Here is a 23,687-nt window from a genome sequence, read left to right as displayed (position 1 = left end):
GAAACTAACGAGGAAACCGACAAAGGCACTGGCGATCGATGGCTGCAGGCCGCAACATCAGTGTGAGCGAGGCGAGCCGGCCGAAATTGCCGCGCCACGCTCGCTTGAAGTTCGATGAGACGCGCCAGGTCTGGGTGATCCTGGCGCCGGAGCGGGTGCTGGCGCCGGATGAGATCGCAGTTGAGGTATTGCAACTTTGCGACGGCGTGCGCAGCGTCGCCGACATGGTCGACCAGCTCGCAGCCAAATATGCCGCGCCGCGCGAGGCGATTTTGACCGACGTCGTCGCCATGCTGCAGGACCTCGCCGACAAGGGCTTTCTGACTGAAGCGCGTGAGAAGACGTCATGACCGACATCCTCGCAGACGGCAAAACAGCCAGCGCCGCGCCCAGTGACGGGCTCGCGGTGCTCGAGCAGAAGCGTTCGACCGCGGAGACGTTCGGCATTCCGCTTGCCGTGCTCGCCGAACTGACGCACCGCTGCCCGCTGCAGTGCCCCTATTGCTCCAACCCGGTTGAGCTCGACCGCGGCAGCAGCGAATTGACTACAGAAGAATGGAAGAAGGTCTTGAGCGAGCTCGCCGAAATCGGTGTGCTGCAAATCCATTTCTCCGGCGGCGAGCCGACCGCGCGCAAGGACTTGGTGGAATTGGTGCAGCACGCGACCGATGTCGGGCTGTACAGCAATCTCATCACCTCGGCGGTGCTGCTGAACAGGGAAAAGCTTTCGGCGCTTGCCGATGCCGGGCTCTGCCATGTGCAGATCAGCTTCCAGGGCAACGAGCCGATCGTGGCGGACCGCGTCGCAGGGCTGAAAAATGCGCATGAGAAAAAACTTGAAGTCGCTAAATGGACGCGCGAACTCGACCTGCCGCTGACAGTCAACGCGGTCATGCACCGTCAGAATTTGCACCAGCTCTCCGACATCATCCAGATGGCGGTCGATCTCGACGCCGACCGGCTGGAAGTCGCCAACGTCCAATATTACGGCTGGGCCTTGAAGAACCGCGCGGCGCTGATGCCGACGCTCGAACAGATCGAGGAAACCAGCCGGATCGTCGAGGAAGCCGCGACGCGCCTGAAGGGCATCCTCGCCATCGACTATGTCGTTCCGGATTATTACGCGCTGCGGCCGAAGAAGTGCATGGGCGGCTGGGGCCGGCAGTTTTTCAACATCTCGCCCGCGGGCAAGGTGCTGCCCTGCCACGCCGCGGAAAGCATCACCGGGCTCGAATTCGAATCCGTACGCTCAAACCATTCGATCGCCTGGATCTGGCAGAACTCGGAAGCCTTCAACCGCTATCGCGGCACCGGCTGGATGCCCGAGCCGTGCAAGAGCTGCGAGTTCCGCGAGATCGATTTCGGCGGCTGCCGCTGCCAGGCTTTTGCGCTGACGGGTGACGCCGGCAATACCGATCCGGCCTGCACGCTGTCGCCGATGCACGAGCAGATCTTCAAGGATGCCGAACGCGAGGCCGCCGCGCACCAGGACCGCTTCCTCTACCGCAATTTCGCCGGCGGCACGCTGGAGACGGAAGGCGAGCATGGCGCCTGATGCCGATGCCGGCAAGTCCATCAAACGCGCCGACCCCTTTGCGCCGCTGACGTCGGAGCAGTTCGCGGTCGGTGACGATCACGACATCTACGTCGAGAGCATCGGCCGGCCTGATGGCACTCCAGCGGTCTATCTGCATGGCGGGCCCGGCAGTGGCTGCCAGCCCGATCATCGCCGGCTGTTCGATCCCGAACGTTTTCATGCGGTGCTGTTCGACCAGCGCGGTGCCGGACGCAGCCGCCCCAAGGGTCGTCGCGAAGCCAACACGCTGCCGCATCTGATCGCCGACATGGAAATGATCCGCGAGAAGTTCGGCTTTCAGCGCTGGATGGTCGTCGGCGGCTCCTGGGGCGCGACGTTGGCGCTGGCCTATGCGCAGGCCCATCCCGACCGCGTCAGCGGCATCGTGCTTCGCGCTACTTTCCTGGGCACATCAGAGGAAATCGAGAACGGTTTTCTAAAAGTGCTGCCGCGGTTCTATCCCGGGCTTTACGACGACTTCATGAGCGTGTTGCCGGAAGGCGAGCGCGCGCAACCGCTGCAGGCCTATTTCCGCCGCATCCTCGATTCCAATCCCGACGTGCATATTCCTGCCGCGCGGGCATGGGGCGAAACCGAACGCATACTTTCCGAACACACGCCGAACCGCACGCGCCTCGACCGCTCAACGCTGAATTCATCGCGCGGCCTGCCGACAACGCCCTTCATGGAAGCGCATTATTTTGCCAATGACTGCTTCATGCAATCGAACCAGTTGTTGCGGGAAGCGGGTAAGCTCAAAGGCATTCCCGGCATCATCGTGCAGGGCCGTTATGATCTGCTGTGCCCGCCTGCGACCTCGCATGCGCTTGCTGCCGTGTGGCAGGAAGCCGAAATCCGCTTTGTCGAGGGCGCCGGCCACACGCTGTACGATCCGGGCGTCCGCGACACCGTAATGAAGGCAATCGCGGACATGGCGTCCCAAGCCAGCAAATAGGAAGCAAGAAAATGCCGATCGCCGGAAAGGGCATGCTGCTGACGTCGATGAATATCGATGCCGAGCACGAAGCCGAGTTCAATCGCTGGTACGATCGCGAACACCTCGAAGAGCGTGTCGCCATCAACGGCTTCCTCGAAGCCCGTCGCTACGTCGCCCACGACGGCAACCCGAAGTATCTCAGCCTCTATTCCACCGAAATGTTCGAGGTGCTGGACAGCCCGGACTATCGCGCGGCGCTCGCCAACCAGACGGCGTGGTCGAACGCCAATATCGCCCGCTTCCAGAACATGATTCGGGCGGTGGCGCGCATCACGATCAGCCGCGGCACCGGCCGCGGCGCCGCGCTCGGCATCGTCAGGTTGCGGCCCACCGGCGATGGCGAGGAGAAACTGCGCGCCGCGCTGAGCGAACATCTCGATCCCGCAGAGCTTGACGGTATTATTTCCCTGCACCTGATCGAGAGCGACCCGGCGCTGTCGAAGCCGATCACCGATGATCCCTCCGCGCCCAATCCCGGCGCCGGCGACTGGTTCGTGCTGATCGATGCGACCGATGTCGGCGCGGTGCCTGCGGCCATGTTGCGCTTTTCCGGCAATATCGCGTTGAAGCCGCTGATCATCTCGAGCGGAATCTACCGGCTGATGTGGGATCTGGCGAAGAGCGATATCGGCTAGTCTCTTTCCCCGCTGCCGATGGTCGCGCGCAGGTACGTGAACCGGTTGGCGGCTTGATCGCGGCGTTCCGGAACGGTAACTAGCGATGCCGCTCCGTAAAAACCCGGTGAAGGCGTTGTTAACGCGACGTCGAGTAAACCGGTGGCCAAGATTGCTTTCTGGCATGGATTGCCTGGTCCGGAGCGGGTCCGCACGATTGGTGCTTGCGCCAAGCGGCTTCAATTCTTCTTCTCGTAACGGTCGAATGCCTTGATAAGGCAGGTGAGAATTTCTGCCGAAGTCTCTAATATCGCTTTCAGTTACCCTGCTGATGTTATCTCTCAGATGTGCGATGGTCGCGTGGAAGCGCTCCTTCTTGCAGGTGCTGGGGCGATCGATCGGCTGAAGATGCCACATGCATCTACTTTTCAGCCCACACTGGAGTTGCATTGCATGGCGCAAAAGTCCGCGAACAGTATCGCCGAGATTTTCGCCGCCTTCCTCAAATTGGGCCTCACATCGTTCGGCGGGCCGATCGCGCATCTCGGCTACTTCAGGGCGGAGTTCGTCGAGCGGCGAAAATGGCTGAGCGAAAGCAGCTATGCTGACGTCGTTGCGCTCTGCCAATTCCTGCCGGGCCCGGCGTCCAGCCAGGTCGGCTTCGCCCTCGGCGTCCTGCGCGGCAACGGCCTGCTCGGCGGGTTAGCTGCGTGGTTCGCTTTCACCATGCCATCTGCCATCATTCTCTTCGCTTTCGCGCTCGGTGCGAGCATCCTCACTGGCCCGTTTGCCGAAGGCATACTCCACGGCCTGAAGCTGGTGGCGGTTGCTGTGGTCGCACAGGCCATCTGGGGTATGGCGAGCAGCCTGACGCCGGACCGCGAACGCGCCGCCATCGCGCTTGCCGCCGTTGCGATCGTGGTTTTCGTCGGTGGGTCGTTCGGACAGATCGGCGCCATCGCGCTTGGAGCCTTGGCCGGACTCTGGCTGTGCCGCGGAGGCGGACCCGCTCCAACCGGCCATCTCGGATTCTCCGTATCGCATCGACACGGCGCGGCGGCGCTCGTGCTTTTCGCGGTCTTGTTCCTGGTCACGCCGCTGGTGACAGCAAAAACCGGCTCGCAAGGGCTTGCCCTGTTCGACGCCTTCTATCGTTCCGGCGCCCTGGTGTTCGGCGGCGGCCATGTCGTGCTGCCGCTACTGCAGGCGGAAGTCGTAACGCCGGGCTGGGTCAGCAACGAGGATTTCCTCGCCGGTTACGGCATGGCGCAAGCAGTGCCCGGACCGCTGTTCACGTTCGCGGCCTATCTCGGCGCCGTCGCAGAGCCCGCCCCCAACGGGCTCGCCGGCGCTTCGATTGCGCTCATCGCCTTATCCCTGCCGGGACTGCTGCTGGTCTACGGCATGCTGCCGTTCTGGGACGCGCTGCGCCTGCGCCCCAAGGCTCAGGCCGCGATGCGCGGCACCAATGCCGCTGTCGTCGGCATCCTTGGCGCCGCGCTCTACAATCCGGTCTGGACCAGCGCCGTGCTCTCGCCACGTGACTTCGCCGTCGCGCTGGCCGGCTTCCTGCTGCTGACGGTCTGGAAGCTGCCGCCATGGATTGTCGTCGTCATTCTTGCGACGGCCGGAGCTGCGCTGCGGCTGACCTGACGTCTGCCCGTTCATTCAGCATTAAATCAAAGCTGCACTGCACATGCTGCAGTGCCACATCAGCGCTGCGACGCTAAATTCACGTCTCCGTACAATTGGAAGGCTGGAGATCGCACAGAATTGCCTTGTGCGCAGCGTCTGGAATGGCTCTAATAAGATAACCCTATGATCCAATTTAAAAACCACAAGAACGCTCGTTAAGCGTTCGCAGGCAAAAATAAGGCCGCGTTTCCTAAGCTTGCGCGGACAAGGTAGGAATGAAACCGACTGATATCTCGGCGCCAGACTACTTTCACAAAGTGGTTGATTGCCAATGGGCCTGCCCCGCACACACCCCGGTTCCCGAGTACATCCGTTTGATTGCCGAGGGGCGTTATAGCGACGCCTACATGATCAACTGGAAATCGAATGTGTTTCCCGGAATTCTGGGACGCACCTGCGATCGTCCATGCGAGCCCGCCTGCCGGCGCGGCCGCGTCGAGGAAAACCCGGTTGCGATCTGCCGCCTGAAGCGCGTTGCCGCCGACTTCAAGGACGACGTCAAGCACCGCATGCCGAAGCCATCATCGGCGAAGAACGGCAAGCGCATCGCGCTGGTCGGCGGCGGGCCTGCGTCGCTTGCGGTGGCGCGGGACCTCGCACCGCTCGGCTATCACTGCACCGTGTTCGATTCCGACCCCAAGGCGGGCGGCATGATGCGGAGCCAGATTCCAAAGTTCCGCCTGCCTGACACCGTCATCGACGAGGAAACGGGCTACATCCTCGACCTCGGCGTCGAGTTCAAGGGCGGCCACCGCGTCGACAGCCTGAAGAAGCTGCTCAACGAGAACTACGACGCGATCTTTATCGGCTCCGGCGCGCCGCGCGGCCGCGAGCTCGACATCCCCGGCCGCAAGGAAGCGGCTGGCAATATCCATATCGGCATCGAATGGCTGGCATCGGTCTCGTTCGGCCATGTCGAGAAGATCGGCCGCCGCGTGATCGTGCTCGGCGGCGGCAACACTGCGATGGATTGTTGCCGCACCGCGCGCCGGCTCGGCGGCGAGGACGTCAAAGTGATCGTGCGCTCCGGCTTCGAGGAGATGAAGGCAAGCCCCTGGGAGAAGGAAGATGCCCTTCACGAGGATATTCCGATCCTCAATTACATGGTGCCGGTGGCATTCAAGCATGTAAGCGGCAAGCTGATCGGCGTCACCTTCCAGAAGGTGAAGGCCGAATACGACGCCAGGGGCCGTCGTAACCTGGTGCCCACGGGCGAGCCTAACCAGACCATCCCTTGCGACGACGTGCTGGTCGCCGTCGGCCAGGAGAACGCGTTCCCCTGGATCGAGCGCGATTGCGGCATCGAATTCGACAAATGGAACATGCCGCAGGTCGATCCCATCACCTTCGTATCGACCAATCCGAAGGTGTTCTTTGGCGGCGATGCCGCCTTCGGTCCGAAGAACATCATCTGGGCGGTGGCGCACGGCCACGACGCGGCGCTGTCGATCCACAAGATGCTCTCTGGCGAGGACATCAACGAGCGTCCGCTGCCCGAGGTAAACGTCTTCTCGCAGAAGATGGGCATCCACGAGTGGAGCTACGACAACGACATCTCCGGCGACAAGCGCTTCAAGGTGCCGCATCGCGACAAGGTGATCGCGCTAAAGGACATCAAGGCGGAGGTCGAGCTCGGCTATGACGTCAAGCTCGCGCTCGGCGAGGCGCAGCGCTGCCTGAACTGCGACGTGCAGACGATATTCTCGGCGCCCGCCTGCATCGAATGCGACGCCTGCGTCGACATCTGCCCGATGGATTGCATCACGTTCACAGAGAACGGCGAGGAGGATGACCTGCGGCAGCGGCTGAAAGCGCCGTCGCCGCATCACGACCAGGCGCTCTATGTCGCCGAAGGGCTCAAGACCGGCCGCGTCATGGTGAAGGATGAAGACGTCTGCCTGCATTGCGGGCTGTGCGCCGAGCGTTGTCCGACCGGTGCCTGGGACATGCAAAAGTACCTCATCGATATGACTCACGCGGGATCAACATGTCAGTCCAAAGCCCGATCAGCAGCGTAAACGACTTCGTCGTCCGTTTCGCCAACGTCAACGGTTCGGGTTCAGCCAGCGCCAACGAACTGTTCGCGCGCTCGATCCTGCGCCACGGCGTGCCGGCGTCACCGCGCAATATCTTCCCTTCCAACATCCAGGGGCTTCCGACCTGGTACGAGGTGCGGGTGACGGAGGCCGGCCATCTCGGCGCCCGCGGCGGCGTCGATTTGATGGTGGCGATGAACCCGCAGACCTGGGACAAGGACGTCGCCTCGATCGAGCCCGGCGGCTATCTGTTCTACGATTCCACCAAGCCGATGCCGTCGTCGAAATTTCGCGCCGACATCACCGTGATCGGCGTGCCGCTGACTGCGATCACCAATTCGACCTATACCGATCCGCGCCAGCGCCAGCTCTTCAAGAACATCATCTATCTCGGCGCGCTCTGCGCCCTGCTCGATCTCGACCCCAAGCTGGTCGAGCAACTGATCGGCGAACAGTACAAGGGCAAGGAAAAACTGCTGTCGTCCAATGTCCACGCGCTGCATCTCGGCCGCGACTGGGCACTGCAGAACCTGAAGTGCCCGATCGGTTTGCAGGTGAAGAAGTCCGACAAGGTCGGCGACCGCATCTTCATGGAAGGCAACAGCGCGGCGGCGCTAGGGGCGGTCTATGGCGGCGCCACCGTCTGCGCCTGGTATCCGATCACGCCGTCGTCGTCGGTGGCGGAAGCCTTCACCAGCCACTGCAAGAAGCTGCGGCACGACCCTGAGACGGGCAAGGCGAAATACGCGATCGTGCAAGGCGAGGACGAGCTCGCATCCATCGGCATCGTGATCGGGGCCTCCTGGAACGGCGCGCGGGCCTTCACCGCAACCTCCGGCCCCGGCATTTCCTTGATGACCGAATTCATCGGCCTGTCCTACTTCGCGGAAATTCCGGCCGTGATCATGAACATCCAGCGCGCCGGCCCCTCGACGGGCATGCCGACGCGCACCCAGCAATGCGACATCATCGCCTGCGCCTATGCCTCGCACGGCGATACCAAGCACGTCCTGCTGTTCCCGGAAGACCCGGCCGAAGCGTTCGAGTTCGCCGCACAATCATTCGATCTCGCCGATCGGCTGCAAACCATGATCTTCCTGATGCTCGACCTCGACATCGGCATGAACCACCGCCTCTGCCGCCCGCTGAAGTGGGACGACGCCAGGCAGTATGACCGCGGCAAGGTGATGACTGCGGAAATGCTCAATGAACCGGGGCGCGATTTCGGCCGCTATCTCGACGTCGACGGCGACGGCATCCCCTACCGCACCTATCCCGGCACGCATCCGACCAAGGGCTCGTTCTTCACCCGCGGCACCTCGCGCGACCGCTACGCGCGCTATTCGGAGGAAGGCGCCATCTATGCCGACAACATGCAGCGACTGGTGCGCAAATTCGAGACTGCGCAGGACATGGTGCCGCGGCCGTTGCAGGCCAACGCCGCCAGACCGACCAAATACGGCGTGATCTATTTCGGCTCGACGTCGCCCGCGATGGACGAGGCGATCGGGATCTTGGAAGCGCGCGGGCATCAGCTCGACCGCATGCGCATCCGCGCCTTCCCGTTCCACTCCAGCGTCGCGAGCTTCATCGCCGACCATGATTTCGTTTATGTGGTCGAGCAGAACCGCGACGCCCAGTTGCGGCAGTTGATCGTCAACGAGAACGGCATCGATCCGGTGCGGCTGGTGCCGATCCTGCACTATGACGGCACGCCGATCACCGCACGCTTCATCGCCAATGCGATCGGCGACCACCAGGATCATCTGAAAGTGACCCCTCTCCGCAAGGCCGTGTCATGACCTACATTGCAAAACCGAAATTCCAGCATCCGGGCCTGCCGAAGAACGAACTCGGCTACACCCACCGGGATTACGAGGGGAAAGTTTCGACCCTGTGCGCCGGCTGCGGCCACGACTCGATCACCGCCTCGATCATCGAGGCCTGCTATGAACTCTCGATCGAGCCGCACCGGGTGGCGAAGATTTCCGGCATCGGCTGCTCGTCGAAGACGCCGGACTATTTCCTCGGCAATTCGCACGGCTTCAATTCGGTGCACGGCCGGATGCCGTCGGTCCTGACCGGCGCCAACCTCGCCAATCGCGACCTGATCTATCTCGGTGTCTCCGGCGACGGCGATAGCGCCTCGATCGGCTTCGGCCAGTTCGCGCATTCGATCCGGCGCGCCGTCAACATGACCTACATCGTCGAGAACAACGGCGTCTACGGCCTGACCAAGGGACAATTTTCGGCAACCGCCGATCGCGGCTCGAAGTCGAAAAAGGGTGTGATTAACACCGACAACGCCATCGACCTGGTGGCGATCGCGCTGCAATTGGGCGCGAGCTTCGTGGCGCGCAGCTTCTCCGGCGACAAGAGCCAGCTCGTGCCGCTGATCGCAGCGGCCATCCGGCACAAGGGCGCGGCGTTCATCGACGTCATCAGCCCCTGCATCGCCTTCAACAATCACGCCGGCTCGACCAAGAGCTTTGACTATGTCCGCGAGCATAATGATGCGGTCAACCGCCTCGACGTGCTCACCGGACGCGACCCGATCACCGTCGAATATGCGCCGGGCACGGTGCAGGTGGTCGAGCAGCATGACGGCACGCGACTGGCGCTGCGCAAGATCGACGCCGACTACGACGCCAACGACCGTCTGGCCGCCATGACCTTCCTGCAGAAGCACGCCGCCAAGGGCCAGGTCGTCACCGGACTGCTCTATGTCGATCCGGACGCGGAAGACCTCCACACCCATCTCGACACCGTCGAGACACCGCTCAATACGCTCGAAGCCAAGGACCTGTGCCCCGGCTCGGCGGCGCTGGAAAAGATCAACGCCAGCCTGCGGTAGCTATGCTACCGCGGCGATCTTCCGCGGGTTTGCAACGTACTCCTTCAAGACCGTACCGGATGCATCGGCCTCGACGAGAGATACGTCGTAGGTCCAGAGATCGGCAAGGTGCTGCAGCACGCGCTTGGTGTCGGCCTCGGTGAGCTGTGCACCCTTCACCACGGTGTGGCGCAACATCAGGCGACGATCGCCGGCAAGGTCGACATCGACGACTTCGATATTCGGGTCGATGAAACCGACATCGTACTGCCGCGCCAGTTCGCGGCGCAGCCGGCGATAGCCGCGCTCGTCGTGGATGGCATCGACCAGGATGCCGGCCCGCTCTTCCGGATCGTCATGCAGATGGAACATGCGGAAGCGCCGCATCAGCCGCGGGCTCATGTACTGGCTGATGAAGCTTTCATCGCGATAATTGGCCCAGATGTCGCGCAACACGCCCATCGTGTCGCCGGTCCCGGCGATATCCGGGAACCAATCGCGGTCCTCGGCTTCCGGATTGGTGACGATGCGCTCGATGTCCTGCATCATCGCAAATCCCAGCGCATAGGGATTGAAGCCGGAATAGCGCGGATCGTCGAACTCGGGCTGGAACACGACGTTGGTGTGCGACTGCAGGAATTCGAGGAAATTGCCGTCCGTCAGCCGCCCCTGCTCGTGCAGCCGGCTTATGATGCGATAATGAACGTAGGTCGCCGTGCCCTCGTTCATCACCTTGGTCTGACTCTGTGGATAGAAATACTGCGCGATGTGCCGCACGATCCGCAATATTTCGCGCTGCCAAGGCTTCAGCCGAGGCGCCGTCTTCTCGAGAAAATACAGCAGGTTTTCCTGCGGCAGACCGAGCATCTGGCGACGTCGTTCGACATCCAGTACCGCGCCGCTCTTGGCCGGGCCGGTGGGAACGGTGCGCCACAAATCGTTGAACTCCCTCTCCTCATGGGCACGGCGCCGGCCCGCCCGCTTTTCCTCCGCGCGAAGATCGAGGCTCTTCTTGCCGGGATAGCGATCGATGCCATGCGACATCAAGGCGTGCGCGGCGTCGAGCGTGTGCTCGACCGCCAGCCGGCCATGGCGCTCCTCGCAGTGCGCCACATAGCGCTTGGCGAATTCGAGATAGTCGAGAATGCCGTCGGCATCGGTCCATTGCTTGAACAGATAGTTGTTCTTGAAGAAGTGATTGTGGCCGAAGGCGGCATGCGCGATGACGAGCGTCTGCATCGTCGCGGTGTTTTCCTCCATGAGATAGGATATGCACGGCGAGGAGTTGATGACGATCTCGTAGGCCAGACCCATTAGCCCCTTGCGGTAGGATGCCTCCTGGAAGGCAAAGTGCTTGCCGAACGACCAATGCTTGTAGAACAGGGGCATGCCGACCGACGAATAGGCGTCCAGCATCTGCTCGGCGGTAATGACCTCGATCTGGTTGGGGTAGACGTCGAGCCCCAATTCGTCCCGCGCAATCTGCTCGCAGGCGTCGCAGATCCGCTGCAGCGTCCGAAAATCCCAGTCGGCCCCCTCAAACAGCAACTGGTCGGTCGCGGTCATGACCCGGTCCTTTCCTGCTGGCCACGGCGCTGGAAGAGATCGTGAAACACCGGGAATATCTCGCTGCGTTCGTTGACCTTGCGCATCGACAGCGGCGCACCATTCGCACGCAAGCCCTCGTAAAGGGTCCAGAGCGCCGAATTGGGCATTTCGTAGGACAGGCCGTTTTCCTGGCCGACTTCCAGGTAGGCAAAAAACTGGGTGACCGGCAGGATGTTATCGGTGAGGAGCCGGCTCGCGACTTCGCCGTCCGCGTAGGAATTGTCGCCGTCGGAAGCCTGTGCAGCGTAGATGTTCCAGTCCGCCGGCCGGAACCGCGACCGCACTATGTCATGCATCGCCTGCAACGCGCTTGACACCAGCGTGCCGCCGGAAGCCGGCCCGTAAAAGAACGTCTGCTCGTCGACCTCTTCGGCCCGGTCGGTATGCCGGATGAAAACGATCTCGACGTGGCGATAGCGCCGCTTCAGGAAGACGTAGAGCAGCATATAGAAGCGCTTGGCGAGATCCTTCATATGCTCGGTCATCGAACCGGAGACGTCCATCAGGCAGAACATCACGGCCTGCGCCACCGGCTTCGGTACCGTCTCGAAACGCCGGTACCGGATGTCGATCGGATCGATAAACGGGATGCGGCGCATCTTTGACTTCAGGGCCTCGATCTCGGCCATGAGCTCGGCGCGACGCTCCTCGCTGCAATCCAAAAGCTCCGCTTCGAGCGCCTCCAGCACCTCCCGCCTCGGTCGCCGTAGCGCAACGCGCCGCGCCAGAGCGCGACTTACCGTTCGGCTCACCGAGATGTTGGCGGGCGATCCGGATGTTGTGTAACCGGCCCGGCGAATGCCTTCGCTCTCCACCTCAGCCAGCTTTCGCTTGGCAAGATCAGGCAATTCCAGGTCGTCCAGGAACAGGTCGACAAACTCGTCGCGGCTGAGAACGAAGCGGAACGTATCTTCGCTGTCGCCCTCGCCCGCTCCTCTTCCCCTGCCGCCGCTCTGGTTTGGTCGCGGCAGGATATCGCCTTCGACGAACTTCTTGTTTCCAGGCAGCACCATGTCGCGTGTGCCGCCTTCGCGGCGAAAGCGCGGCTCGTCCATGCCATCGATCGGGACGCTGACCTCGCCGCCTTCCAGGACATCCTTGATGTCCCGGCTCTGCGACGATTTCTTCACAGCTCCCTGGACCAGCGCCTTGGCCCTGCGCAGAAAGCGCTGGCGATTCTCGAGACTCTTGCTGCCTGGATTCAGGCGCCGGTCGACGATGTGAATAGCCACGTTTTCATCCGCCTCAGCCTGCTTGTTTTACGCGCATATACCACTCGACCAACCGGCGGACTTGCCGCTCGGTGTAGCCGCGCTCGACCATGCGCGCGACAAAGTCGTCATGCTTCTTTTCGGTATCGCCGTCCTTCTTCGAGCCGAAGGATATCACGGGCAGCAGATCCTCGACCTGGGAGAATATCCGCTTCTCGATCACTTCCCGGATCTTCTCATAGCTGGTCCACGCCGGATTCTTGCCGCTGTTCTGCGCCCGTGATCGCAGCGAGAATTTTACGACCTCGTTACGGAAATCCTTCGGGTTGGCGATGCCGGCCGGCTTTTCGATCTTGGTCAGTTCCTGGTTGAGCAGGTCGCGATCGAGCAGTTGTCCGGTGTCGGGATCCTTGAAGTCCTGATCCTCGATCCAGGCATCGGCATAATCGACATAGCGATCGAACAGGTTCTGGCCGTAATCCGCATAGGATTCGAGGTAGGCCTTCTGGATCTCGTTCCCGATGAATTCGGCGTAGCGCGGCGCCAGTTCCGCCTTGATGAATTCGAGGTAACGCTTCTCGACTTCGTCGGGAAGCTGCTCGCGCCGAATCGCCTGCTCCAGCGTGTACATCAGATGAACCGCGTCGGCACCGACCTCGTTGGTGTCGTGGTTGAAGGTCGCGGCGAGAACCTTGAAGGCGAAGCGGGTCGAAACGCCGTCCATGCCTTCATCGACGCCGGCAGCGTCCCTGTATTCCTGAACGCTGCGCGCCTTCGGATCGGACTCCTTCAGGCTTTCACCGTCGTAGATCCGCATCTTGGCGAACACGGTCGAATTCTCGTGCTTGCGTAACCGCGACATCACCGAGAAGCGCGCCATGGTTTCCAGTGTGGCCGGAGCGCACGGTGCGGTGGCCAGTTCGGAGCTCTGGATCAGCTTCTCGTAGATCTTCTGTTCTTCGGTGACCCGCAGGACGTACGGCACCACCTTGATGACGCAGATACGGTCGATGAACGCCTCATTGTTCTTGTTGGCTTTGAAGCTTGTCCATTCGGCCTCGTTGGAGTGGGCGAGAATGACGCCGCTGAAGGGGATCGCACCGATGTTCTCGGTCCCGATATAGTTGCCCTCCTGCGTCGCCGTCAGCAGCGGATGCAGCATCTTGATCGGCGCCTTGAACATCTCGACGAATTCGAGAATGCCCTGGTTGGCGCGGTTGAGGCCGCCCGAATAGCTGTAGGCGTCGGGATCGTTCTGGGCGAAGGTCTCCAGCTTACGGATGTCGACCTTGCCGACCAGTGACGAGATATCCTGGTTGTTTTCGTCGCCAGGCTCGGTCTTTGCGATCGCGATCTGCCGCAGCCGCGACGGCTGGATCTTGGCGACGCGGAATTGTGAGATGTCTCCACCGAACGCTTCGAGACGCTTGTAGCACCACGGACTCATCAGTCCGTTGAGGCGACGGCGCGGAATGCCGTACTTCTCCTCGAGCATCGGCCCGAGCGAATCCGGATCGAACAGGCTGAGCGGGCTTTCGAACACGGGGCTGAGTTCGTCGCCGGCCTTCAACACGTAGATGGGGTGAACTTCCATCAACGATTTGAGGCGCTCGGCGAGCGACGACTTTCCGCCGCCGACGGGGCCCAGCAGATAGAGGATCTGCTTGCGCTCTTCGAGACCCTGCGCGGCGTGGCGGAAGAACCCGACGATGCGCTCGATCGTGTCTTCCATGCCGTAGAAGCCCGCGAACGCCGGATAGAGCCGCATCGTGCGATTCAAAAAGATACGGCCAAGGCGAGGGTCCTTGGCCGTGTCAATCATCTGGGGCTCGCCGATCGCAGCTAGTAGTCGTTCGGTCGCATTGGCATATCGCATCGGATCGTTTCGACACGACTCGAGATATTCCGCCATCGACATGTCGGCTTGACTTCGAGCTTCGAAGGACCGGGCGAAAGCATTGAACAGAGAATCGTTGTACATGATCCGTCTCTCCATGGTCACCTGTAAATGCCGGACGCACCACTAGGGTTCCAGTATCGGAGCGTCACAGCTTCCGTTCGCGAATCACCGTCGTCACATATGACGATTGGACACGCGAGCGACTTCACAATGCAATGCAATACTCATGCTAAGGGCCTCTACCTCGTAAAGATACGGTGCCATTTCGCTCGCGTTGTAGCCGGGCAGCAACATTTTTCACCGGGGAAGTACTGAGCAATATGTAAGGGGTTTTTTAGGGATTGTGAGCAGGTGCGGGGCTCGAATTTGCGCCGGCCCGGGCAAGGCGAAGGCGGCAAACGCTGTAAGCCCCGGGCTCTGAACCGGGGATAAACGCCGTATTTATCACGCATTCAGGCCTTTGGGCGGGCCGCGCTGACGCAAAATGGCCAAATATCCCGTCAGGGCCAGTCGCGAACCTGCGTTTGAACGCACCCGGCGCCACCTGCAACTAAAGTAATATGCCGCGCGTTTAATCCGAGTCTGCCATGAAATATCTCTGGATCGTTGCCACCGTTGCCTCCCTCGTCGGAGCCAATGCCTGCCACGCCCAGGATGGCGTCGATAAAGCCAGGGCCGCCGCATTCGACGGGCAAATGTTCGACAGCCCGCTCAGCCAAAAGACGTATGCCTGCTTTGTGCGTCGTTATGACGCCAACCATCTGGCGCGGCATCCGAAGCAGAAGGTCAGCGCGATGAAGCTTTTGGTGACGGCCGAAGACGCGCCGGAAGACAAGACCGTCAATTATTCCTTCCGCCTCGGTTTCAAATATCGCCACCGCGTAGGCAATTTCGATTCCAGCGGCTATTGCAATCACATTGTCGCCGAAAACACCGGCGGCGAAATTCGTCTCGGCTGCAGTATCGATTGCGAAGGCGGCGGCATTGACGTGGCGATGAAGGACGATAGACGGCGTGTCGGTCAATTTTCCAAGGCTGGAATCGAGCTCGCCGCCTGTGGCAACAGCATGAAAGCCCAAAATGTCGCGCTGGAAGATTTGCTGCCGGGCTTCATTGCCGCCGACCGCGGCGGCGTGGTGCGGATCGCCGAGTTGCAATCGCAGGGCTATCTTTACCTCAGGCCGTGGGGCGTTGCTGATTGACGTGAACAATTCGCGTCGATCGCGCATTTGGACAATTTGGACGCCGCACTTTCGCCGCTCCATCGCGCTGAATACTTCTTGTGCTCTGATCCAGGCCGCACAAAATCGCGAGACAGCCCGGATGCGAGAAAACGGCGCCATGACGGGCTCCTTCACGACTTCGTGCAATGTGCCCGTCGGTGTCGCCATTCCGAACCCTGGTTCGACCAACCCGCCAGTATCGCGGCGGGCCAGAACGGACTTTTCCGGGATCGAACCGGAGCCACTGGCGTTATCGTCCCGGACAGCTCCCATTCCATCCGGCTGTATGCCCAACCAAATATTGACTTTCCGGCCCTGCCCCCGAAAGCTGCCGGAAGCCCAAAAATCGACCGATCGAACAGAACAGGCACCATGAATCCCGTCAAAGCACTCGAAAACCATGGCCAGGCAGTCTGGCTGGACTTCCTCGCCCGCGGCTTCGTCGCCAAGGGCGACCTCAAGGCGCTGATCGATTCCGACGGTGTCAAGGGCGTGACGTCGAATCCCTCGATCTTCGAAAAGGCGATCGGCAGCTCGGATGAATATGACGGTGCCATCAGCCGCGCCCTGAATGCGGGCGACCGCCCCGTCGCCGACCTGTTCGAGGCGCTCGCCGTCGAAGACATCCAGAATGCTGCCGACGTGCTGCGCCCGGTGTACGACCATTTGAACGGAAACGACGGCTTCGTCAGCCTCGAGGTCTCGCCCTATCTGGCAACGGATACCAAGGGGACCATTGCGGAAGCCCAACGGCTCTGGAAGGACGTCAAGCGTCAGAACTTGATGGTGAAGGTGCCGGCCACGCCGGAAGGCCTGCCCGCGATCGAACACCTGATCGGCGAAGGCATCAGCATCAACATTACACTGCTGTTCTCGCAAGACGTCTATCGCGAGGTGGCGGAGGCGTACATCGCGGGCCTGGAAAAATACGTCGCCAAGGGCGGCGATCCCTCTCACATCGCCAGCGTCGCGTCTTTCTTCGTCAGTCGCATCGATACCGCGGTCGACAAGCAACTCGACGAGAAGATCGCGAGGGCCAATGACCCCGGCGAAAAGGAGCGGCTGAGTGCGCTGAAGGGCAAGGTCGCCATCGCCAACGCCAAGCTCGCCTATCAGGACTACAAGCGGCTGTTCGCCGGCCCCCGGTGGGAGAAGCTTGCCGCCAGGGGCGCCAGGCCGCAGCGGTTGTTGTGGGCCTCCACCGGCACTAAGAACAAGGACTATAGCGACGTGCTGTACGTCGAGGAGCTGATCGGTCCCAACACCGTCAACACCGTGCCGCCGGCAACGCTCGATGCATTCCGCGACCATGGCAAGCTGAGAGACAGCCTCGAGGAGAATATCGAGGATGCGCGCCGCGTGCTCGAAGAGCTCGAAAAATCCGGCATCTCGCTCGACGCCATCACGGCCGAGCTGGTCAAGGACGGCGTCACGCTGTTCGCGGACTCTGCCGACAAGCTCTATGGCGCGGTCGCATACAAGCGTGCGACCTCGCTCGGCGGCGGCATCGACCGGCAGCAATTCGCGTTCGGCGATGGCATCGGCAAGTCCGTCGAGAAGAGCGCCGAGGAGTGGCGCGCCTCTGCCAAAATCCGAAGGCTATGGCAAAAGGACAAGTCGGTCTGGACCGGCGACGACGAGAACAAATGGCTGGGCTGGCTGAACAGCGCGGCCGCGGCCAACGTCGCCGACTACGAGGATTTTGCCCGCCGCGTGAAGGGGCAGAATTTCAGCGACGCGGTCGTGCTCGGCATGGGCGGATCGAGCCTCGGACCGGAGGTGCTGGCGGAGACGTTTGCCAGGAAATCCGGTTTCCCGAAGCTGCATGTGCTCGATTCCACCGATCCCGCGCAGGTGCAGGCGATGGAGGAGACCGTCGACCTTGCCCACACGCTGTTCATCGTCTCCAGCAAGTCCGGCGGCACCACCGAGCCGAACGTGATGAAGGATTACTTCTTCGATCGCGTCGCCAAGACTATCGGCAAGGACAAGGCCGGCCATCGCTTCATCGCGGTCACCGATCCCGGCTCGTCCCTGGAGAAGGTCGCGATCAGCCAAGGCTTTGCCCGCATCTTCCATGGCGATCCCACAATCGGCGGACGCTATTCCGTGCTGTCGCCGTTCGGACTGGTGCCGGCGGCTGCCGCCGGCATTGACGTCCGCAGCCTGATCACGCACGCGCTCGCGATGGTGCGTTCCTGCGGCGCCGACGTGCCGCCGCACGAAAATCCGGGCGTGCAGCTCGGACTGGCGATGGGTCTTGCCGGCCTCGACGGCCGCGACAAGGTGACGATCACCTCGTCGGAGAAGGTCGCGGATTTCGGCGCCTGGGCCGAGCAACTGATCGCCGAATCCACCGGCAAGGAGGGCAAGGGCCTGATCCCGATCGATGGCGAGCCGCTCGGCGACCCCTCGCTTTACGGCGACGACCGCTTCTTCATCGATATCCGGACCGAGGGCGAGGACGACGCCTCGCATGATGATCGGCTCAAGGCGCTCGAGGCGGCCGGACATCCCGTGGTTCGCATCGTCATGAAGTCGATCGACCATATCGGTCAGGAGTTTTTCCGGTTTGAGATGGCGACCGCCGTCGCAGGCGCGATCCTCGGCATCAATCCGTTCAATCAGCCCGACGTAGAAGCGGCCAAGATCAAGACGCGCGAGCTGACGGGTGCGTTCGAAAGGACCGGATCGCTGCCGGCGGAGGAGCCGGTGATTTCGACCGACGAGGCTGATCTTTACACCGACGAGCACAATGCGGCCGAGTTGCGCAAGGCCGGCGCCGACGGCACGCTCGGCTCCTGGGTCAAAGCGCATCTTTCGCGCTCCGACAGCGGCGACTATGTCGCCCTGCTCGCTTATATCGCGCGCAATCCCGGCACGATCGGCTCGCTGCAAAAGATGCGGCTTGCGGTGCGCGACAAGCATCATCTGGCGACCTGCGCCGAATTCGGCCCGCGCTTCCTGCACTCGACCGGCCAGGCCTACAAGGGCGGTCCCGACAGCGGCGTGTTCCTGCAGATCACGGCCGACGATGCCGAGGATTTGCCGGTGCCCGGACAAAAGGCGAGTTTCGGCATCATCAAGGCGGCGCAGGCGCGCGGCGATTTCGACGTGCTCACCGAACGCGGCAGGCGTGCGCTGCGCGTCCATCTCAAGGGCGATCTCGGGTCGGGGCTATCTGCGCTCGATGCTGCGATCGCAGAGGCGCTCAGTTAAGGAAGTCAGGATATGCAACTCGGCATGATCGGCCTCGGCCGGATGGGCGGCAACATCGTCCGCCGGCTGATGAAGAACGGCCACACCGCCGTGGTCTACGACAAGGACGCCAAGGCGGTCGCCGCACTCGCGGCGGAAGGCGCAACCGGCGCTGACACGCTGGAAGATTTCGTGGCGAAACTGGAGAAGCCGCGCACCGCCTGGGTAATGCTCCCGGCAGGCAAGATCACCGAGACGACCATCGAGGCATTGGCAAAGCTGATGCAGCCCGGCGACGTCATCATCGATGGTGGGAATACGTTCTGGCAGGACGATGTCCGCCGCGGCGCGGCGCTGAAGGCAAAAGGCCTGCATTACCTCGACGTCGGCACCAGCGGCGGCGTCTGGGGCATCGAACGCGGCTATTGCATGATGATCGGCGGCGATAAGATGGTGGTCGACCGGCTCGATCCGATCTTCAAGACGCTCGCGCCGGGCGCGGGCGACATTCCGCGCACACCGGGACGCGAGGGCCGCGACCAGCGTGTCGAGCAGGGCTATATCCATGCCGGGCCGTCCGGCGCCGGACACTTCGTCAAGATGATCCACAACGGCATCGAATACGGCCTGATGCAGGCCTATGCCGAAGGGTTTGATATTCTGAAGAACGCCAACATCGACGCGCTGCCGCCGGAGCATCGTTTCGAGTTCGACATGGCCGACATTGCCGAGGTGTGGCGGCGCGGCAGCGTGATCCCCTCCTGGCTGCTCGACCTCACCGCTTCCGCGCTTGCGGCAAACCAGACGCTCGACACCTACTCCGGCTTTGTCGAAGATTCCGGCGAAGGCCGCTGGACGGTCAACGCCGCGATCGACGAAGCTGTGCCGGCGGAAGTGCTGACGGCGGCGCTCTACGCGCGCTTTCGTTCGCGCAAGGACCACACCTTTGCGGAAAAAATTCTTTCCGCGATGCGGGCCGGTTTCGGCGGCCACAAGGAGCCGCCGAAGAAGCCCACTGCGAAGGTGTGAGCGGTCATGGCGGTCGGTCAAACAACACAGAAGAAGCCCGATCCCTGCTCCTTCGTCATTTTCGGCGTCACCGGCGACCTCACGCACCGGCTGGTCGTCCCTGCCCTGTATAATCTCGCCGCCAGCGATCTCCTGCCGGATAGGTTCTGCCTGGTCGGCGTCGCTCGCAAGGGCATGACGAGCGACAGGCTGCGCGAGAGCCTGATGAAGGGCCTGCGCCAGTTCGCGACGCAACCAGTGGAGGATGCGATTTCGCGTCGTCTTTTGGACTGCCTGACCTGCATCGAAGCCGATCCGAAGGATCCGGCTTCATTCGACGCGATGAGCAAGCAGCTCGGCGACCTGGAAGTCGCGCGAAACACTGGCGGCAACCGCCTGTTCTACCTGGCAACGCCGCCGAACGCCTTCCTGCCGATCAGCCGCGAGCTAGGCCGCACCGGCATGCTGGCCGAGAACAGCGCGTGGCGGCGGCTGGTGGTGGAAAAGCCGTTCGGCACCGACCTCGCTTCCGCCAAGGCGCTGAACAGCGAATTGCTAAAGCTCGTCGATGAGCACGAGATCTACCGGATCGATCACTATCTCGGCAAGGAAACGGTGCAGAATATTTTGGTGCTGCGCTTCGCCAACGGCATGTTCGAGCCGATCTGGAATCGCAACCATATCGACCATGTCCAGATCACGGTCAACGAACAGCTCGGCGTCGGTCACCGCGGCAGTTTTTACGACCAGACCGGCGCGCTGCGCGACATGGTGCCGAACCATCTGTTTCAACTGCTGTCACTGGTCGCAATGGAGCCGCCGATCCGGTTCGACGCGCATTCGGTCCGCACCGAAAAGGCGGACGTGCTGGCCGCGATCCAGCTCCAGAGCGAGGCCGAGGCGCTGCGGAATTCCGTGCGCGGCCAGTATCTGGCCGGCCGGATCGGAGATAGCGAGATTGCGGACTATCGCAAAATCGAAGACGTCGCGGCCAGCAGTACGACCGAAACCTATGTGGCGCTGAAGCTGATCATCGACAATTGGCGCTGGGCGGGTGTTCCCTTCTATCTGCGCACCGGCAAGGCGCTCGGCGTCAAACGCACCGAAGTCGCGATCAAGTTCAAACAGGCGCCGTTCGCGATGTTCAACTGCACGCCGGTGGAACGGCTGGCGCAGAATTACCTCGTGATCGGGGTCGCGCCGAACGAAGGCATCGCGCTGCAGTTCAACACCAAGGTGCCCGGCCCTTCGGTCCTTATCGACGGCGTCGAGATGAAGTTTCGCTACAAGGACTATTTTAAGGCGGAGCCTTCGACCGGCTACGAGACGCTGATCTATGACTGCATGACCGGCGACAACATCCTGTTCCAGCGTGCCGACAGCGTCGAGGCCGGCTGGAAGGCGGTGCAACCATTCCTCGACGCCTGGAAGAAGGCAGGGGCCGAGGGCTTGCAGACCTACAAGGCCGGCAGCGAAGGTCCGCAGGAAGCGAACGAATTGTTGACCCGCGAAGGCCGAAGCTGGCGAAAGCTCGGGTGAGCGATGACAGCGAACGACAATCGCCGCGTGATCGCGGTCGCCGATCCGGCCGCCCTGGCCGAGGCCGCGGCCGATCGCGTGCTCGCCAGGATCGAGGCCAATAGCGGCCGCGTGGCGATTTGCCTGACCGGCGGATCGAGCCCCAGACAGCTCTATCGATTGCTCGCAACCGATGCCTATCGCAGCCGGATCCCGTGGCAGCGTGTGCACTGGTTCATTGGCGACGAGCGCTTCGTGCCGGCGGACGATCCGCTCAACAACATGGGCATGGCGCGAGCGCTTTTTCTGGATAGCTGCGCGCCGGCGGCAAACATCCATCCGATTCCGACCGCGACCGCCGACCCGACCGATCCGGACCGCTGCGCCGCGCTTTACGAACGGGAGCTGCAATCGTTCTATGGGGCGGACACGCTCGATCAAGCTCGCCCCTTGTTCGATCTCGTGTTGATGGGTGTAGGTCCCGATGGCCACACCGCGTCGCTGTTTCCCGGCGATCCCGCGCTCGATGAGACCGCGCGCTGGGTGGTCGGCGTGCCACGCGCGAGTGTCGAGCCATTCGTCCCGCGGGTCACCCTCACGCTGCCCAGCCTTGCCTCCTGCCGCGAAATGCTGTTCGAGATCGCGGGCACCGAGAAGCATGCGATCTTGACGCGCCTCTTTGCACGCGAGAACCTGCCTGCCAACCGTGCGCGATCCACCGGCGAGACGGTCTGGCTGGTGGACCGGGATGCGCTTCCGGAGGATTTTGGTGGGCGATAGGACTCCCAGCGCGCTGGTGGTGATGGGCGTTTCCGGTTCGGGCAAGAGCACCATCGCCGATCGTCTCGCAAGACGCCTCGGCTGGCGCTACGAGGACGGCGACCGGTTTCACCCGCCAGCCAATGTTGTGAAGATGAGCGCCGGCCACCCGCTGACCGACGAGGACCGCTGGCCGTGGCTGCGGGCAATCGCCGATGAGATCGACCGCCTCTCAGGGTCCGGCGAGCACGCCGTGATCGCCTGCTCGGCATTGAAGCGCGCCTATCGCGACATTCTCGTGCACGGTCGCGACGATGTCCGCATCGTTTTTCTCGACGGAACGCAGGACTTGATCGCGGCCCGGCTTGCCGCCCGCAAGGGACATTTCATGCCGCCGGGCCTGCTCGCCAGCCAATTCAGGACGCTGGAGCCGCCGGGCGCGGGCGAGCGGCCGATCACTGTATCGATCGATGCCCCGGTCGAGAACATCGTGGATGACATCGTCCGTCAATTGAACCTGGTCCCCCAATGACACGTATCGCGCTCGTTGTTTCCGACGTCGACGGCACTCTGTTGACGCACGACAAGATCCTGACCGATGGCGCCAAGGCGGCCGTTCGCAAGCTGCATGCGGCCGGCATCGGTTTCACCATCGTCTCCAGCCGGCCGACCATCGGCATGGGTTTTCTGATCGAGCCGCTTTCGATCGCGCTTCCCGTCGGCACCTTCAACGGCAGCTCGATCGTCGATGCCGGGCTCAAACCGATCGAGCAGCATTTGATCGGGGCAACCGTGGCCCAGCGCAGCCTCGACGTGCTCAATGCTTTCGGCGTGGATATCTGGCTGTTCACCAATCAGCGCTGGTACACGCGCAATCCCGACGGCGAGTACGTCCCGCACGAGAAGCTGGCCATCAAGGCTAATCCGACCATCGTCACCGACTTCACGCCGCATCTCGCGGAGACCTGCAAGATCGTCGGCGCCAGTTCGGATGCTGAGCTGTTGCAGCGTTGCGAGGTGGCAATGCGGCAGGCGCTCGGCCGGGAGGTCGTCGCGGTCCGCTCGCAGACCTATTATCTCGATGTCACGCCGCCCGGTCACAACAAGGGCACCTTCGTGGACGCCATGATCAGCCGACTCGGCATTTCGGCGGCAGCGGTCGCGACCATCGGCGACATGGAGAACGATCTTCCGATGTTTGCCCGAAGCGGCGTTTCGTTTGCGATGGGCAATGCGGCCGAAGACGTCAAAAAGCACGCGACGCACGTCACAGACAGCAACGAGCGCGACGGATTTGCGGCGGCGATCGAGACGGTGCTGCGGCTCGGATAGGCAAGAGCCGGCGTATCAAGCCCGCCTGAAGGATAAATCGAGGAACTCTCAAAGTCTTCGCGCGGCGAATCCGCTTCTGTCGGCCGGCACGATCGGCAAGCGCGAGCCGGTGCCCGACCGCCGTCTCCTCCATGAAGGCAGGCTCACCAGCCCTAGCCTGCCGCGGCGAAGATGAGTAC

The 23,687-nt window shown here is 62.2% G+C and carries 17 protein-coding genes and 1 pseudogene; 15 read left to right on the top strand and 3 right to left on the bottom strand.

The features are described from left to right. Positions 1-38: 38 nt before the first annotated feature. The 8 genes from pqqD to V1278_RS11065 all read left to right on the top strand — a co-directional run bounded on the left by pqqD (position 39) and on the right by V1278_RS11065 (position 9,772). Complete coding sequence (gene pqqD, locus V1278_RS11100; RefSeq protein ID WP_334364560.1) at positions 39-350, top strand: pyrroloquinoline quinone biosynthesis peptide chaperone PqqD; 312 nt, start codon at positions 39-41, stop codon at positions 348-350. After that, positions 347-1,555, top strand: coding sequence for a pyrroloquinoline quinone biosynthesis protein PqqE (gene pqqE / locus V1278_RS11095; RefSeq protein WP_334364561.1), 1,209 nt, complete (start codon positions 347-349; stop codon positions 1,553-1,555). Before pqqD ends, pqqE begins: the two co-directional genes overlap by 4 nt. Then, entirely contained in the window at positions 1,545-2,531 is a 987-nt protein-coding gene (gene pip / locus V1278_RS11090; RefSeq protein ID WP_334380733.1) for a prolyl aminopeptidase, read from the top strand. Before pqqE ends, pip begins: the two co-directional genes overlap by 11 nt. A gap of 11 nt (positions 2,532-2,542) precedes the next feature. Further along, entirely contained in the window at positions 2,543-3,208 is a 666-nt protein-coding gene (locus V1278_RS11085; protein ID WP_334380732.1) for a hypothetical protein, read from the top strand. A gap of 432 nt (positions 3,209-3,640) precedes the next feature. Then, positions 3,641-4,840, top strand: coding sequence for a chromate efflux transporter (chrA, locus tag V1278_RS11080; RefSeq protein WP_334380731.1), 1,200 nt, complete (start codon positions 3,641-3,643; stop codon positions 4,838-4,840). A 257-nt stretch (positions 4,841-5,097) separates the two neighbouring features. Then, entirely contained in the window at positions 5,098-6,900 is a 1,803-nt protein-coding gene (locus V1278_RS11075; protein ID WP_334380729.1) for an FAD-dependent oxidoreductase, read from the top strand. Next, a complete protein-coding gene (locus V1278_RS11070; protein ID WP_334380728.1) occupies positions 6,870-8,720 on the top strand; it encodes a 2-oxoacid:acceptor oxidoreductase subunit alpha in 1,851 nt (616 codons plus the stop codon). Before V1278_RS11075 ends, V1278_RS11070 begins: the two co-directional genes overlap by 31 nt. Continuing rightward, entirely contained in the window at positions 8,717-9,772 is a 1,056-nt protein-coding gene (locus V1278_RS11065) for a 2-oxoacid:ferredoxin oxidoreductase subunit beta (RefSeq protein WP_334364567.1), read from the top strand. Before V1278_RS11070 ends, V1278_RS11065 begins: the two co-directional genes overlap by 4 nt. Here V1278_RS11065 and V1278_RS11060 read toward each other — a convergent pair whose 3' ends face one another. From V1278_RS11060 to V1278_RS11050, 3 genes are read right to left on the bottom strand one after another with little or no spacing between them, the layout of a single operon-like run. After that, entirely contained in the window at positions 9,773-11,317 is a 1,545-nt protein-coding gene (locus V1278_RS11060; RefSeq protein WP_334380727.1) for a SpoVR family protein, read from the bottom strand. Beyond that, positions 11,314-12,585, bottom strand: coding sequence for a YeaH/YhbH family protein (locus tag V1278_RS11055; RefSeq protein WP_334369005.1), 1,272 nt, complete (start codon positions 12,583-12,585; stop codon positions 11,314-11,316). The genes V1278_RS11060 and V1278_RS11055 overlap by 4 nt, the downstream gene beginning before the upstream one ends. A 19-nt stretch (positions 12,586-12,604) precedes the next feature. Next, positions 12,605-14,551 carry a PrkA family serine protein kinase gene (locus V1278_RS11050; RefSeq protein WP_334380726.1) on the bottom strand — a complete coding sequence of 649 codons (1,947 nt, stop codon included), beginning with the start codon at positions 14,549-14,551 and terminating at the stop codon, positions 12,605-12,607. Between the two features lie 926 nt (positions 14,552-15,477). Between V1278_RS11050 and V1278_RS36910 the strand changes: the two are divergent. From V1278_RS36910 to V1278_RS11015, 7 genes and pseudogenes are all read left to right on the top strand, one after another. After that, positions 15,478-15,672, top strand: a pseudogene (locus tag V1278_RS36910) (DsrE family protein); the annotation flags it as partial. 393 nt (positions 15,673-16,065) lie between these two features. Further along, the gene (locus V1278_RS11040; protein WP_334380725.1) at positions 16,066-18,912 is read left to right on the top strand and encodes a bifunctional transaldolase/phosoglucose isomerase; all 2,847 of its coding nucleotides are present in this window, start codon (positions 16,066-16,068) and stop codon (positions 18,910-18,912) included. A gap of 12 nt (positions 18,913-18,924) precedes the next feature. Next, complete coding sequence (gene gnd, locus V1278_RS11035; RefSeq protein WP_334380724.1) at positions 18,925-19,920, top strand: phosphogluconate dehydrogenase (NAD(+)-dependent, decarboxylating); 996 nt, start codon at positions 18,925-18,927, stop codon at positions 19,918-19,920. 6 nt (positions 19,921-19,926) lie between these two features. Next, positions 19,927-21,438 carry a glucose-6-phosphate dehydrogenase gene (gene zwf, locus V1278_RS11030; protein ID WP_334380723.1) on the top strand — a complete coding sequence of 504 codons (1,512 nt, stop codon included), beginning with the start codon at positions 19,927-19,929 and terminating at the stop codon, positions 21,436-21,438. A 3-nt stretch (positions 21,439-21,441) separates the two neighbouring features. Then, on the top strand, positions 21,442-22,197 hold the full coding sequence (pgl, locus tag V1278_RS11025; RefSeq protein ID WP_334380722.1) for a 6-phosphogluconolactonase: 756 nt from the start codon (positions 21,442-21,444) through the stop codon (positions 22,195-22,197). Continuing rightward, the gene (locus tag V1278_RS11020) at positions 22,166-22,708 is read left to right on the top strand and encodes a gluconokinase (protein ID WP_442893669.1); all 543 of its coding nucleotides are present in this window, start codon (positions 22,166-22,168) and stop codon (positions 22,706-22,708) included. The genes pgl and V1278_RS11020 overlap by 32 nt, the downstream gene beginning before the upstream one ends. After that, a complete protein-coding gene (locus V1278_RS11015) occupies positions 22,705-23,508 on the top strand; it encodes a Cof-type HAD-IIB family hydrolase (RefSeq protein WP_334380721.1) in 804 nt (267 codons plus the stop codon). Before V1278_RS11020 ends, V1278_RS11015 begins: the two co-directional genes overlap by 4 nt. The last annotated feature ends 179 nt before the right edge of the window (positions 23,509-23,687 follow it).

Source organism: Bradyrhizobium sp. AZCC 1577 (genome assembly GCF_036924575.1).
In the GTDB taxonomy this organism is placed as follows: Bacteria; Pseudomonadota; Alphaproteobacteria; order Rhizobiales; family Xanthobacteraceae; genus Bradyrhizobium.
Note: the sequence above shows the minus strand (reverse complement) of the source record. Positions and strands in the feature narration are given on the sequence as shown.

Coding starts and splice junctions, on each gene's coding strand:
- V1278_RS11050 (WP_334380726.1), bottom strand. CDS start 14,551: ATGTACAACGATTCTCTGTTCAATGCTTTCGCCCGGTCCTTCGAAGCT.
- pqqD (WP_334364560.1), top strand. CDS start 39: ATGGCTGCAGGCCGCAACATCAGTGTGAGCGAGGCGAGCCGGCCGAAA.
- V1278_RS11040 (WP_334380725.1), top strand. CDS start 16,066: ATGAATCCCGTCAAAGCACTCGAAAACCATGGCCAGGCAGTCTGGCTG.
- V1278_RS11075 (WP_334380729.1), top strand. CDS start 5,098: ATGAAACCGACTGATATCTCGGCGCCAGACTACTTTCACAAAGTGGTT.
- V1278_RS11085 (WP_334380732.1), top strand. CDS start 2,543: ATGCCGATCGCCGGAAAGGGCATGCTGCTGACGTCGATGAATATCGAT.
- gnd (WP_334380724.1), top strand. CDS start 18,925: ATGCAACTCGGCATGATCGGCCTCGGCCGGATGGGCGGCAACATCGTC.
- pgl (WP_334380722.1), top strand. CDS start 21,442: ATGACAGCGAACGACAATCGCCGCGTGATCGCGGTCGCCGATCCGGCC.
- V1278_RS11015 (WP_334380721.1), top strand. CDS start 22,705: ATGACACGTATCGCGCTCGTTGTTTCCGACGTCGACGGCACTCTGTTG.
- zwf (WP_334380723.1), top strand. CDS start 19,927: ATGGCGGTCGGTCAAACAACACAGAAGAAGCCCGATCCCTGCTCCTTC.
- V1278_RS11065 (WP_334364567.1), top strand. CDS start 8,717: ATGACCTACATTGCAAAACCGAAATTCCAGCATCCGGGCCTGCCGAAG.
- V1278_RS11020 (WP_442893669.1), top strand. CDS start 22,166: ATGCGCTTCCGGAGGATTTTGGTGGGCGATAGGACTCCCAGCGCGCTG.
- chrA (WP_334380731.1), top strand. CDS start 3,641: ATGGCGCAAAAGTCCGCGAACAGTATCGCCGAGATTTTCGCCGCCTTC.
- V1278_RS11070 (WP_334380728.1), top strand. CDS start 6,870: ATGTCAGTCCAAAGCCCGATCAGCAGCGTAAACGACTTCGTCGTCCGT.
- V1278_RS11060 (WP_334380727.1), bottom strand. CDS start 11,317: ATGACCGCGACCGACCAGTTGCTGTTTGAGGGGGCCGACTGGGATTTT.
- pqqE (WP_334364561.1), top strand. CDS start 347: ATGACCGACATCCTCGCAGACGGCAAAACAGCCAGCGCCGCGCCCAGT.
- pip (WP_334380733.1), top strand. CDS start 1,545: ATGGCGCCTGATGCCGATGCCGGCAAGTCCATCAAACGCGCCGACCCC.